Source organism: Dactylosporangium sp. CA-233914, assembly GCF_050942935.1.
In the GTDB taxonomy this organism is placed as follows: domain Bacteria; phylum Actinomycetota; class Actinomycetes; order Mycobacteriales; family Micromonosporaceae; genus Dactylosporangium.
Window position 1 is genome coordinate 11,934,578 of the sequence record NZ_CP192030.1, and the last position, 12,330, is coordinate 11,946,907.

The 12,330-nt window shown below is 72.0% G+C and carries 10 protein-coding genes; 6 read left to right on the forward strand and 4 right to left on the reverse strand.

All coding sequences use genetic code 11. The features are described from left to right. Positions 1-7 precede the first annotated feature (7 nt). Positions 8-697, reverse strand: coding sequence for an MtrAB system response regulator MtrA (mtrA, locus tag ACQPY0_RS53230; RefSeq protein ID WP_223098678.1), 690 nt, complete (start codon positions 695-697; stop codon positions 8-10). A gap of 140 nt (positions 698-837) precedes the next feature. Between mtrA and ACQPY0_RS53235 the strand changes: the two genes are divergently transcribed. From ACQPY0_RS53235 to ACQPY0_RS53255, 5 genes are all read left to right on the forward strand, one after another. Beyond that, complete coding sequence (locus ACQPY0_RS53235) at positions 838-1,692, forward strand: hypothetical protein (RefSeq protein WP_432979688.1); 855 nt, start codon at positions 838-840, stop codon at positions 1,690-1,692. Beyond that, a complete protein-coding gene (locus ACQPY0_RS53240) occupies positions 1,689-2,258 on the forward strand; it encodes a DUF4129 domain-containing protein (RefSeq protein WP_432979691.1) in 570 nt (189 codons plus the stop codon). Before ACQPY0_RS53235 ends, ACQPY0_RS53240 begins: the two co-directional genes overlap by 4 nt. Positions 2,259-2,320: 62 nt before the next feature. Beyond that, positions 2,321-4,012: a DUF4350 domain-containing protein gene (locus tag ACQPY0_RS53245; protein WP_432979694.1), complete on the forward strand. Its 1,692-nt coding sequence runs from the start codon at positions 2,321-2,323 to the stop codon at positions 4,010-4,012. Then, entirely contained in the window at positions 4,009-5,007 is a 999-nt protein-coding gene (locus tag ACQPY0_RS53250; RefSeq protein WP_432979697.1) for an AAA family ATPase, read from the forward strand. Before ACQPY0_RS53245 ends, ACQPY0_RS53250 begins: the two co-directional genes overlap by 4 nt. Further along, entirely contained in the window at positions 5,004-6,350 is a 1,347-nt protein-coding gene (locus ACQPY0_RS53255; RefSeq protein WP_432979700.1) for a DUF58 domain-containing protein, read from the forward strand. Before ACQPY0_RS53250 ends, ACQPY0_RS53255 begins: the two co-directional genes overlap by 4 nt. A 17-nt stretch (positions 6,351-6,367) precedes the next feature. Here ACQPY0_RS53255 and ACQPY0_RS53260 read toward each other — a convergent pair whose 3' ends face one another. Next, positions 6,368-7,363 carry a stage II sporulation protein M gene (locus ACQPY0_RS53260; RefSeq protein ID WP_432979703.1) on the reverse strand — a complete coding sequence of 332 codons (996 nt, stop codon included), beginning with the start codon at positions 7,361-7,363 and terminating at the stop codon, positions 6,368-6,370. Positions 7,364-7,488: 125 nt separating this feature from the next. Here ACQPY0_RS53260 and ACQPY0_RS53265 point away from each other — a divergent pair, with 125 nt between their 5' ends. Next, positions 7,489-8,439 (forward strand): RDD family protein, encoded by a 951-nt coding sequence (locus ACQPY0_RS53265; RefSeq protein ID WP_432979706.1) that lies wholly within the window; start codon positions 7,489-7,491, stop codon positions 8,437-8,439. A gap of 863 nt (positions 8,440-9,302) precedes the next feature. Here the strand turns inward: ACQPY0_RS53265 and ACQPY0_RS53270 are convergent. Beyond that, a complete protein-coding gene (locus tag ACQPY0_RS53270) occupies positions 9,303-11,036 on the reverse strand; it encodes an ABC transporter family substrate-binding protein (protein WP_432979709.1) in 1,734 nt (577 codons plus the stop codon). A gap of 46 nt (positions 11,037-11,082) precedes the next feature. Further along, positions 11,083-12,321, reverse strand: coding sequence for an iron uptake transporter deferrochelatase/peroxidase subunit (gene efeB / locus ACQPY0_RS53275; protein ID WP_432979713.1), 1,239 nt, complete (start codon positions 12,319-12,321; stop codon positions 11,083-11,085). Positions 12,322-12,330: the final 9 nt, after the last annotated feature.

Genomic DNA, 12,330 nt, shown 5'->3' on the forward strand with positions numbered 1-12,330 from the left:
GGGAAACCTAACCGGTCCCGGCCTTGTAGCCGACCCCGCGCACCGTGAGGATGATCTCCGGCTTCTCCGGATCCGGCTCGATCTTGGCGCGCAGTCGCTGCACATGGACGTTGACCAGGCGCGTGTCGGCCGCGTGGCGGTAGCCCCAGACCTGCTCCAGCAGCACCTCGCGGGTGAACACCTGGCGCGGCTTGCGGGCGAGCGCGACCAGCAGGTCGAACTCGAGCGGGGTCAGCTTGACCTCTTCGCCGTCGCGCATGACGGTGTGCGCGGGCACGTCGATGGTGATCTGGTTGCCCGGTGGCCCTATGGTCAGCAGCTCCGGGGCCACGTCCTCGCCGCGGCGCAGCCGGGCCCGCATCCGGGCGACCAGCTCCTTGGGCTTGAACGGCTTCATCACGTAGTCGTCCGCGCCCGACTCCAGGCCCAGCACCACGTCGACCGTGTCGCTCTTGGCGGTGAGCATCACGATCGGCACGCCCGACTCAGCCCGGATGGACCGGCACACGTCGATCCCGCTCATGCCGGGCAGCATCAGGTCGAGCAGGACGATGTCGGGGCGGGTGTCCCGGAAAGCGGCGAGAGCGCGCTCACCGTCCGCGACGAAGGAGGGCAGGAATCCCTCGCTACGCAGGACGATGCCGAGCATCTCGGCGAGGGCGGGGTCGTCGTCGACCACCAGGACACGGGCTCTCATGCGGTCCAATATTTCACCTCGGCGCCCCAACATGGGAACCCCACCACCGATCTTGGAAATTTCGCGGCACAGAGTGTCGATCATGTAACTGTGAGTTACACGGTCCACCGAAGTCGCCCGGGCCTACTACGGTGTCCGGCGTGGAGAAGACCAGCGCGGTGATGCCGATGCGTCCGCTCACCTTCGGTGAGTTGCTCGACGCGGCCGTGTCGCTGCTGCGCGCCCAGGCGCCGCTGCTGCTGGGCTCGGCGCTGGCGCTCGCGATCTGCGAGCAGGCGCTCCTGTTTCCTCTGCGCCGATGGGCGCAACTGCGGCTCCCCTACTTCGGGCCCGACTTCGACCACATCGGCGAGTCCTGGGTGGCGTGGTGCACCGGGATGGCCCTCGAGGGCTTCGTCCTGGCTCTCCTCGGCGGCCTGGCCGGCGCCGCCGCCGGGCCGGGACTGCTCGGACGGCCGGCCCGCGCCCGCGCACTGCTGGGCCAGACACTGCGGCGCATCCTGCCGCTGCTGGTGATCGCGCTTGCCACCGCCGCCCTGCTGTTCATCTCCTCGCTGGTGCTGATGCTGCCCTGGCCGCTGCTGTTCGGCCTGCTCGGTCTCGCCTCGCCCGCCCTGATCGTGGACCGCATCGGCCCAGGGCGAGCGTTAGGGCGCTCGTTCAAGCTGGCCGGGCGCGGGATGCGGGGCGCCATGATCAGGGTGGGTGGCTACATCGCCTGGGCTGCCATCCGCGTGGCCCTAGGTTACGGCGGCTCCGCGGTGCTGGAGATCTGGCTGCATCGGTACGACGCGACCTACACGATCGCGATGATCGCCATCTGGGCGATCGTCGACGCCGTCGCCTATGCGATGCTGGCGTGCGTCGATGCCGTGCTCTATCTCGAAGTGCGCATGCGGGTCGAGGGCCTCGACGTGGCCATCGGCCGGCTCCGGCGTCTCAACCGCCCGATCGACCTGGCCAGCTCGGTCATCCTCGGGGCGGCGGTGCGATGACCCGCGCCTGGGCCGAGTTCCTGGAGTGGCTCGACGAGCAGGTCGGCGTGCCGCTCGCCGCGCTGCTGCTGCTCGCCGCCGCGATCATCTTCGGATTGCTGCACTACTTCTACCCGCGCTGGGTCCCCAAGCGCTTCGCGCGGCTGCGCTTCGGCCGCCAGGGCAAGGACCGCGAGAAGCGCGAGCAGCTCGACGTCGACCTCGAGCCGGACGAGGAGCCGGAGCCCGAGGCCGAGCCATCCGCCGGCGAGGAGGTGCCGGAGCTGCCCGCGCACGTGTTCGCCTCGCTCGCCGACCGGCTCGCCGCCGAGGGTCGTTACGCCGAGGCGGTCCGCGAGCGGCTGCGCTCGATGGTCCGCGGCCTGGTTGAGCGGCAGATCCTCGAGCACCAGCCGGGCATGACCGTCACCGAACTGGCCCGCGCCGCGGGCACGGCCAAGCCTGCCGTCGAGGCGCCGATGCGCAGCGCGTCGGGCATCTTCTCCGATATCTGGTACGGCGAGCGCCCCGCCACAGCCGAGCACGACCATCGCATGCGCGAGCTTGCCGCGGAGGTAGGCCGATGACGACCACGCCCCCGCCGCCGCCGACGGGCCCGATCCCTCCTGACACACCGGACATTTCCGGAATGCCCACCGCTGCCGCACCGCCCGGCCAGCACTTCCGCACCGCCGCCCTCGGCGCCGAAGCCGCGCTGGGTGGACCTGACGCGCTGGGTGGACCGGTCGCGAACGGAGCACCCGGCGCGCTGGGTGGACCAGGCGCGGGCGGAGCACCCGGCGCGCCGGCAACAGACGCCGCAGCCTGGGGCCAGAACACGGCCGGCGCGCTGGGCAACGAGACCACAGCCGACACCGCGGCCAACGGCCAGAGCGCGGCCGGTGGACCGCCTCAACCGCCGGACTCGGGGCCGGGGCAGGGACCGGTCGGCGCGGGTGGGGCCGGGCCGCGCAAGGCGCGCCAAGGGCCGCGGAGCCTGCGGTGGCTGCGGCTCGTGGTGCCGCCCGTGGCCGCGCTGTTGGTGATGCTGATGGGCACGGTGCTGTACCAGATCGAGCAGCCAGATCTTGAGGACGAGGCGTATCTGTCGCCCGGCAGCCGGGCCGCGATCGGGGCCGCCGACCTCGCGGGACGGGTGCGCGGGGCGGGTGTCGAGATCATTCCCGAGCGGCGGAGCTCGGACGCGCTCGTCGCGGCGTATAGCGGAAACGTCACGCTGCTGATCACGACGCCGCAGCTGATGCACCGATACTACCTGCGCATGCTCAAGCTTCTGCCGGCCTCGACGCGCGTGGTCATGGTCGAGCCGGGGCTGTCGACCGCCAACAATGGGCTGCTGCCGTTCCGGGGCGCGGCCCGGCACTACGTCGCGCGGACCGCCGAGCCGGGGTGCGACTACGCGCCCGCGGCGCAGGCTGGGGCGGCGGGGGTGGTGCGCACGCAGTACGGGAAGGTCTATCCGGATCTCGGCGACGAGTTGCAACGCTGCTACGACGGGGCGCTGGTGGTGTACCGGCGCGAGGCCGTCGCCATCACTGTCGTGGGCTCGGCGGATCCGTTCCGCAACGACCGGATCGGCGAGCACGGCAACGCGAAGCTCGCCACGGCACTGCTGACCGGGGCGCCCCGGCTCGTCTGGCTGGACCTGCACCGTGCCGAGCCGCCGCCGGGCGTCGTCGACTACCCGGGGCTGGCGGGCGGGCCGGCCGCTCCGCCATCGCTGCGGCCGGCCGAACCCGGCGAGCCGCCGGACTACGACTTCCCGATCGACGGCAAGCGGCAGCAGCAGACCCAGCCCCGGACCGGCAGCGTCAACGGCGGCGAAGGGGGCGACGCGGGGAGCGACGATCCGCCGAACCCGTTGTGGAGCGCGTTCCCGCCGTGGACGTACCCGGTGACCGCGCTGGTCGCGCTCGGCGTGTTCCTGCTCGGGCTCGCGCGGGCGCGGCGGCTCGGGGCGCCCGTGGTCGAGCCGCTGCCGGTGATCGTGCGCTCGAGTGAGACCGCGCTCGGGCGGGGGCGGCTGTACCAGCGCGCGAAGGCCCGTGCCGAGTCGCTACAGGTGCTGCGGGACGCCGCGATCGCGCGCATGGTCCGGCTGCTGCGGCTCGACCCGGCGGTCGAGCGGCCGCTGCTGGTCGAGGCGGTCGCGGCGAGCAGCGGGTGGCCGCCGGCGGCGGTCGGGCACACGCTGTTCGGGCCGCCACCCGAGAACGACACCGACCTGGTCGAGGCGGCCGTTCGCCTGGAGCAACTGGTCAACGCCGTCACGACGGAACAACCCGCAGCGCACGCCCCGTTCGAAGGAGAGCCACGGTGACCGACATCGCCACCCCGCTGATCGAAGGCTCGCCGGAGGCCGCCGAACAGCAGGCCAGGGCCGCCCTCGGCCGCCTGCGCGCCGAGGTGGCGAAGGTCGTCGTCGGGCAGGACGCGACCGTGACCGGGATGGTCATCGCACTGCTCGCGCGCGGCCACGTCCTGCTGGAGGGCGTGCCCGGCGTCGCCAAGACCCTGCTGATCCGCACCATCGCGGCGGCGCTGGACCTTGACGCCAAGCGTGTGCAGTTCACCCCGGACCTGATGCCGGGCGACGTCACCGGGTCGCTGATCTTCGATGCGCGCACGGCGGAGTTCCAGTTCCGCGAGGGGCCGGTCTTCACCAATCTGCTGCTCGCCGACGAGATCAACCGCACGCCCCCGAAGACACAGGCCTCGCTGCTGGAGGTCATGGAGGAGCGGCAGGTGTCGGTGGAGGGCACGCCGCGGGCGCTGCCGGACCCGTTCCTGGTCGCGGCGACACAGAACCCGATCGAGTACGAGGGGACGTATCCGCTGCCGGAGGCCCAGCTCGACCGGTTCCTGCTCAAGCTCACGGTCCCGCTGCCCAGCCGCGACGAGGAGCTGGGCGTGCTGCGCGCGCACCACCGCGGGTTCGACCCGCGGCGGCTGCGCGAGGCGGGCGTGCAGCCGGTGGCGACCCCCGCGGACCTGGCCGCCGGGCGCGCCGCGGTGCAGCGGGTCGCGGTGGCCGAGGGGGTTCTGGCGTACATCGTGGATCTCTGCCGGGCGACCCGCGTCTCCCCGTCGCTGGAGCTGGGCGCGTCCCCCCGTGGCGCAACGGCGCTGCTGGCCGCGTCGAAGGCTTGGGCGTGGCTCACCGGCCGCGACTACGTGACCCCGGACGACGTCAAGGCGCTCGCCCGACCGACGCTGCGGCACCGCGTGCGGCTGCGGGCCGAGGCCGAACTGGAGGGCGTGACCACCGATACTGTCCTCGACTCCGTGCTGGCCACGGTCCCGACGCCTCGATGATCACGTGGCGGGCGGCGGCGCTGCTCGGCGCCGGGGCCGCGGTCCTGGCGCTGGTCGGCGCCATCGCGGGGTCCGGGATCGCCACGCCGTGGCTGTGGATCGCGGCCGCTCTGCTCGTGGTCGCGCTCGCCGCGGCGTGTGTTGTGGACGTGCTCAACGCGGCGTCGCCGAAGCTGCTGCGGATGAGCCGCACCGGGGACCAGTCACTGTGGCTGGGCGAGACCGGGCGGGTGACGCTGCTGCTGCAGAACCGGTCCAACCGGGTGCTCACCGGGCAGGTGCGCGACGCGTGGGTGCCCTCCGCGGGCGCCACGCCGACGATGCAGGACGTGCGGATCGAGCCCGGCCGCGCGGTCGCCGTCACCACGACGCTCGCCCCGACGCGGCGCGGCGACCGGGCGGCCGTGCGCGTGCTGGTGCGTTCGTTCGGGCCGTTCGGGTTGACGTACCGCCAGACGAGCCGGAGAACCGCGGACCGTCTCACGCCGTCGTGGCGGGTCCGGGTGTACCCCAGGTTCAACTCCCGCCGCCTGCTGCCGGAGAAGCTGGCGCGGCTGCGCGTGCTCGACGGCTCCGTGGTGACCCGGGGCCGCGGGCAGGGCACCGAGTTCGACACGCTGCGGGAGTACGTCGTCGGCGACGATGTGCGCTCGATCGATTGGCGCGGCAGCGCCCGGCGCGCCGATGTCGTGGTGCGCACCTGGCGGCCCGAGCGCGACCGGCGGCTCGTGTGCGTGCTGGACACCGGGCGTACGTCGGCCGCCCGCATCGGCGACGAGCCGCGGCTGGACGCGGCCATGGACGCCGCGCTGCTGCTCGCCTCGGTCGCCGCCCGCGCCGACGACCGGGTGGATCTGCTGGCGGTCGACACCGCCGTGCGGGCGTCGGTCACCAACGTCGAGAAGCGCACGCTGCTGTTCCGCCTGGTCACCACCATGGCCCCGCTCGAGCCGGCGCTGGTCGAGACCGACTTCGGCCTGGTCGCGGGCGAGGTGCTTCGGCGCGAGCGCAAGCGGGCGCTGGTGGTGCTGTTCACCGCGCTGGAGCCCGGGGCGCTCGGCGAGGGGCTCTTGCCGGTGCTGCCTCAGCTTGCCGCCCGCCACAAGGTGATCGTGGCGGCCGTGCACGACCCGGAGCTGGCCCGGATGGCGCGGGTGGAGCCGGGGGCGGGGCCGGCCGCCGTGTACGCCGCGGCCGCCGCCCAACGCGCCCTCGCCGAGCGTGACCGGGTCGCCGCCGCGCTGCGCCGCCACGGCGTGGAGGTGGTCGACGCCCCGGCCGACGAGTTCGCGTCCCGGCTGACCGACCACTACCTGGCGCTGAAGCACACCGGCCGCCTCTGAGGGGCCGCCCGGGCCGGTCAGGCGGTGGGCAACGCCTCCTGGGGGACCTCGCCCTCGATGCCGGTGGTGGCGCCCTCGAGCTGGGCGCGACGGCCGAGCACGAAGACGTACGCCAGGAAGGCGCACCAGACCAGGAAACCGATGAAGTCCTTGATGATGTTCGGCAGCGGCGCCGGCGTCACGAAGCCCTCCAGCAGCCCGCTCACCAGCAGGACCGCCACCAGACCGAGGGCGATGAGCATGCCCTCCATCGCCGTCTCGGCCAGGGCACGGCCGCGGGTGCGCAGCGGGCCGGGGGCGACCCACGACCAGCCGATGCGCAGGCCCACGCCGGCGCCGACGAAGACCGCGGTCAGCTCCAGCAGGCCGTGCGGGATGATCAGGCCGAAGAAGACGTCGCCGCGGCCGTAGGCGATCATCACACCGCCGATGAGGCCGGTGTTGAGGGCGTTCTGGAACAGCAGATAGACGACCGGGAAGAAGATCACGCCGGAGGCGAGGACCTCGCCGGTGAGCATGGCGTTGTGGGTCCAGACGCGCAGGAACTGGTTCTGCGGGAGGTACTGGCTGTAGTAGTCCTCGAACTGGCTGTTGACCAGGTCCTGGATCTGGTCGTCGGTGAGGAAGTAGCCGGCGACCTCGGGGTTTGCCGCGATGTACGCCATCAGGCCGAACGTGAACAGCGAGAACGCGGTCGCGACGCCGCACCACCACGGCCAGGCCCGGTAGGCGGCCAGCGGGAAGGTGTGGGTGAAGAAGCGGCCGACCGTGGCGAGCGAGAACGACGGGGCGCCGGTGAGCGCGTTGCGGGCGGCCAGGACCAGGCGGGACAGGCGCGCGACCAGAATCGGGTCGGGCGAGCGGCTGCGGATGAGCGACAGGTGCGTCGCCGCGCGCTGGTAGAGCGCCACGAGCTCGTCGGCCTCGGCGGCGTTGAGCTTCCGGCGCCGCGAGAGCTCGTCCAGTCGCAGCCACTCGGCGTTGTGCTCGGCGACGTAGGCGTCCAGGTCCACCCCGGCAGCGTAAACGGGCTCCGCACCCCCGTGTTGTCCCGTTGTCCACAGCCTTCCCGACCGCTTTGGCCCTCGCCTGTGGACAGGACCCCCAGGGGATGCCGACCTGTAGCACACTGTCAAACATGAACGACACCTCGGCTCCGACGACCCCCGGCGAGCGGCTCGTCAGCGGCGAGGCCGTCGAGCTCGAGGTGCGGGTGGCCCGGGCCGGGTCTCGCGTCCTCGCGCTGATGCTCGACATCGTCCTGCAGTTCGTGCTGATGCTGGCGCTGCTGATCGCGACCGGCCTGATCGGCTACCTGACGGTCCGGGCCAACATCTTCGACGGCGGCCTGCTCGAGGCGTTCATCGTGATCATCCTCGTGGTGGTCGTCGTCGGCTACCCGGTCTTCTGGGAGACGCTCCTGCGCGGGCGCACGCCGGGCAAGCTCGCGATGGGGCTGCGCGTGGTCCGCGACGACGGCGGCCCGGTGCGGTTCCGGCACGCGCTGGCCCGCGCGCTGGTCGGCCTCGCGATCGAGTGGCCGGGCCTGCTGTTCCCAGTGGTGTCCTGGCTGGGCGGCCTGGGCGTGCTCATGCTCAACCCGAGCGGCAAGCGCATCGGCGACCTGGTGGCCGGCACGATCGTCATCCACGAGCGGACGCCGGCGGGCTGGGGCTGGGTTCCGACGATGCCGCCACCGCTGGCGCGCTGGGCGGTGCTGCTCGACCTGACGGGTCTGGATGACAGCCTGGCGCTGGCGGTGCGGCACTTCCTCGCCCGCAACCAGCAGATCTCCGAGCCGGCCCGCACGGCGCTGGGCCAGGCCCTGGCCCGCGAGGTCGCCGCGTGCACGACGCCACCGCCCCCACCGGGCGTCCCGGGCTGGGCCTACCTGGCGGCGGTCCTGGCCGAACGCCACCGCCGGGCGAGCCAGCGGCTGATCCGCGCCCGCGCGGCTTCGGCGAGCGTCTGGCCGGGACTGCACGCCGCGATCACGCCGCGCATCCTGCCACCGGCCTGGCAGCCGAAGCTGACGACGAGTGCCTGGGCGCCACCGCAGCCAACGGGACCGCCTATGCCGCGCCCTTGAAGCGTGCCCGGCGGCCGCCTCGATGTCCGTCCGGCATCGGCGCCAGGACTGCGGCCCGGATCCCGCTCGCAGCGGGACGGCAGGTTGTTCGCCGCCCCTGGCCACCTGAGCCGGCCGGGCGGGGTCACCCGCCGATCAGGCCGCGAAATCCACAGCGAACACCCACCCTCCGGCGCCGCAGGCCGAGCGGCCCGGTCTCGCGCGGAGCGCGGAGCGTGGAGCGCGGAGCGTGGCGAGGGCCGGCGGATCGTCGTCTCCGCGGCGAGCCGCGGCGGCAGCAAACGGCAACAGCAAGCAGCTAAACCGGCGCGGCAACGAAAACGCGAGGTGCGCAAGCAGGTCTACCGGAGCGGCGAGGAAACGCAAGGGGCGCGAGCAGCTCAAACAGAGCGGCGAGGAGGACTCGGGGCACGCAAGTGGCTCGAACGGCGCGGCAACGAAAACGCTAGGCGCGCAAGCAGCTCAAACAGCGCGGCGAGGAAGACTCGGGGCGCGGCTGACCGGGTTGGGCGTGGCTGACCGGGCAGAATGGCGACCATGGGCGAGGACCAGCCTGGCGCGATCCGGGCCGGTGGCATCTACGGAGGCTGCTCATTCCACCCGGTGCTCTGCACGTTCAACGGCTGAGACCAGGTCCAGGGCATCTCCCTCATCGACGCTACCGTGCCTCGGGCCTGCTCCGTCGGATTCTGGGCAGTGACCAGGCTGTCCATCGACGACGTCGTCGCGGCGCGCGCGGATTGGCTCGCCTGCCTGGGCCGTTGCACGGCGGAGTTCGAGCAGGAATCCGCTTCGAACAGTTGACGAGATCCAGAGGCGGACCGGCCCGGGGCGGTTCGCTCCGGGCCTGCACGGGCGACGGGTCAGGTGGAGCGGAGGCCCCATTCCTGGATGTTGTACGTCGGGCCCCAGACCGACGGGTTGTCGCGGATGTTGGCGTATTCGGAGTACGTGAAGGTCAGGGTCGGGCGCTGCATCAGCGGGAGGACGTAGGCGTCCTTGGTCAGGAGGTCGTCGGCCTGGTTGAGCAGGTCGGCGGCGTGCCTCGGGTCGATGTCGACCGCGGCCTGGTGCACCAGGCGGTCCAGCTCCGCGTTGGAGTAGCCGCCGTGGTTGCCCGGGGCGCCCGTGGCCCAGCGCTGCTCGCCCGCCGCCTGGTAGAGGGGGCCGTTCTGGAAGTCGGCCAGGACCAGGTCGAAGTCGGCCGACGTCAGGGCCTGGGACAGGCTTTCGGCCGGATCCGGGTGGGCTTCGATCCCGATGTTCTTCAAGGCTGCCACGATCAGGTCCGCCGCCGTGGCGCGGAACGTGTTGCCCTCGTCGAAGCGCAGGCGCAGGGCCGGGATCGGCTCGCCGGACTTGGTGGAGAGGCGGCCGTTCTCGAGCTTGTAGCCGGCGTCGGTCAGCAGTTTCTTGGCCTTGTTGGTGTCGCCGGTGCCCTGGCCGGTTCCGGTCACGACGTCCTTGTAGGCCGTGTCGCCCGGCACGAAGTTGTGGCTGCCCAGGGGCTTCAGGTTCTTGTCGAAGGTCCCGTAGGTCTTCTCGACGATCGTGCGGGCGTTCACCGCCGTGAACAGGGCCCGGCGCAGGACGGGGTCGGCCAGGTACTTGTTGCGGACGTTGAGGGTCAGGTTCTCCCAGGCGTAGCTCTCGCCGACCTCGTAGATCACCCCGGGAACGCCGGCCAGGCCCGTGACCAGGGGCTGGGTCGGGGTGGGCGACATTCCGGTGATCTCCTTGGCCTTGAGGGCGGGGAGGATGCCGGCGGGGTCGAGGACGAACTTGAAGGTGATGCGGTCCAGGGCGGGCTTCGACTTGCCATACCACTTGTCGTTCTTCTTCAGGGCCAGGTTCTGGTCCTTCGTGAAGGACTCGATCTGGTACGGGCCGCCCGACCATGTGGGCACGGTCCTGGCGAACCAGTCGGCGGCGCCCGCCACACCCTCGGGCTTGGCCAGGTCGAAGCCCTGCTTGGTGGCCAGGTGGGACGGGTAGAGGCCGTCGGAGGAGAAGTCGCCCTTCCAGTCGCCGAAGGTGCGGCCGTCCATGAAGGTCATCGTGACCGTCTTGCCGCCGTCGGAGCCGACGATGCTCTTGATGAGGTCGTAACCGGCGGTGGTGGCGGGCGTGCAGGCGGTGCAGTGGGCCGGGTTCCCGGAGTTCTGCTTCCAGGTGAGGATGAAGTCGTCGGCGGTGATCGGGATGCCGTCGCTCCAGACCGCGTCGGGGCGGATCTTGTAGACGATCGTCTCGGGGTTCTGGTTGGTGATGTCGGCGGAGCTCACCAGGTCGGCGTTGATCTGGAGGCGGCCCTGCGGGTCGGCCTTGAACACCTGCGGCAGCAGACCGGCGAGGGCCTGCTTCGTCGCGGGCGTCGATCCCTCTTTCGAGTTGACGTTCCAGCTGGTGATCGGCTGCTCCAGGCCGTACGTGTAGGAGCCCCCGAGCTTGAGCTCGCCGCCGTTGCAGGTGGTCGGGTTCTTCTCGCAGTCGGCGAAACCGATGGTGGCCGTGGGCGACGGCTTGGTCGAGCCGCCGCCGGTGCACGCGCCGAGCAGCAGCGCGACGGCGCCGAGCACCGCGATCGAACCCCGCATCTGCCTTCCGATAACAAACGCCACCCGGCCACCATAGGGGGCCGAGCTAGGCGAGGAGGGCACGACCCCAGTAGTCGTCGGCGGCGGGGACGCCCGGCGGGCAGGCGAACAGGCCGCTGGAGACGTGGCGGATGTACTCGTTGAGCGCGTCCTGCCGCGACAGCCGGGTCTGGATGGGCACGAACTGCTTGCGCGGGTCGCGCTGGTAGGCGATGAAGAACAGGCCGGCGTCGAGGCGGCCGAGGCCGTCGGAGCCGTCGACGAAGTTGTACCCCCGCCGCAGCAGCCGCGCCCCGTCGTTGAGCTGCTGGTGGGCGAGGCGCACGTGAGCGTCCGTGGCGATGCGCTGGCCGGAGAGGTCCGGCTCGTCGAACTCCTTGGCCTGGCCCAGCGGCGCGCCCTCGCCCTTGTCCCGGCCGATGATCGCCTCCTGCTCGGCGAGCGAGGTGCGGTCCCAGGTCTCGATCAGCATCCGGATCTTGCGGGTGACCATGTACGACCCGCCGGCCATCCACTGCGGACCGTCGCCGGGCTGGGCCCACAGCTGCTCGTCGAGCAGCTTCGTGTCCTCGGCCTTGAGGTTGGCGGTGCCGTCCTTGAACCCGAAGAGGTTGCGGGCCGTCTCCTGGGTCCGCGAGGTCGACGACGTCCGCCCGAAGCCCAGCTGCGACCAGCGCACGCTCACCACGCCGAAGCCGATCCGGGCCAGGTTGCGCACCGCGTGCACCGCGACCTGCGGATCGTGGGCGCACGCCTGCACGCACAGGTCGCCGCCGGAGATCTCCGGCTTGAGCGTGTCCTTGGCGAACTTCGGCAGGTCGTCCAGCGCGGGCGGACGCTGGTCCGCGATGCCGAACCGGTCCTTGCCGTCGGTGTTGCGAAACAGCGAGGGGCCGAAGCCGACGGTGAGGGTGAGGCCGGACGGCGGCAGGCCCAGCGCCTCGCCGGTGTCGTCCGGCGCCGCCTCCGGGGCACCGTTGACCGCGCCGATCGCGCCCGCGTCCTTGCCCTGCGTCATGCGGGCCGCGGCCGCGGTCCACTTCTGCAGCATCTCGACGAGGTCGGCCTTCTTGTCGGTGATGACGTCGAAGGCCACAAAGTGCAGCCGGTCCTGGGCGGGCGTGACGATCCCGGCCTGGTGCGCGCCGTAGAAGGGCACCGCCGCGCCCGGGTCACTGGCCCGGGCGGGCGGCGGTTCGTCGAAGATCTGTACGCCGACGGCACCACCGGCCGCGGCACCGAGGGCACCGGCCCCGGCGAGCCCGAGCATCTTGCGACGATCCATGGGAATCCC

Excerpts from the sequence above, each read along its gene's own strand:
- ACQPY0_RS53240 (WP_432979691.1), top strand. The coding sequence starts at position 1,689 with ATGACCCGCGCCTGGGCCGAGTTCCTGGAGTGGCTCGACGAGCAGGTC.
- ACQPY0_RS53255 (WP_432979700.1), top strand. The coding sequence starts at position 5,004 with ATGATCACGTGGCGGGCGGCGGCGCTGCTCGGCGCCGGGGCCGCGGTC.
- mtrA (WP_223098678.1), bottom strand. The coding sequence starts at position 697 with ATGAGAGCCCGTGTCCTGGTGGTCGACGACGACCCCGCCCTCGCCGAG.
- ACQPY0_RS53270 (WP_432979709.1), bottom strand. The coding sequence starts at position 11,036 with ATGCGGGGTTCGATCGCGGTGCTCGGCGCCGTCGCGCTGCTGCTCGGC.
- ACQPY0_RS53245 (WP_432979694.1), top strand. The coding sequence starts at position 2,321 with ATGCCCACCGCTGCCGCACCGCCCGGCCAGCACTTCCGCACCGCCGCC.
- ACQPY0_RS53265 (WP_432979706.1), top strand. The coding sequence starts at position 7,489 with ATGAACGACACCTCGGCTCCGACGACCCCCGGCGAGCGGCTCGTCAGC.
- efeB (WP_432979713.1), bottom strand. The coding sequence starts at position 12,321 with ATGGATCGTCGCAAGATGCTCGGGCTCGCCGGGGCCGGTGCCCTCGGT.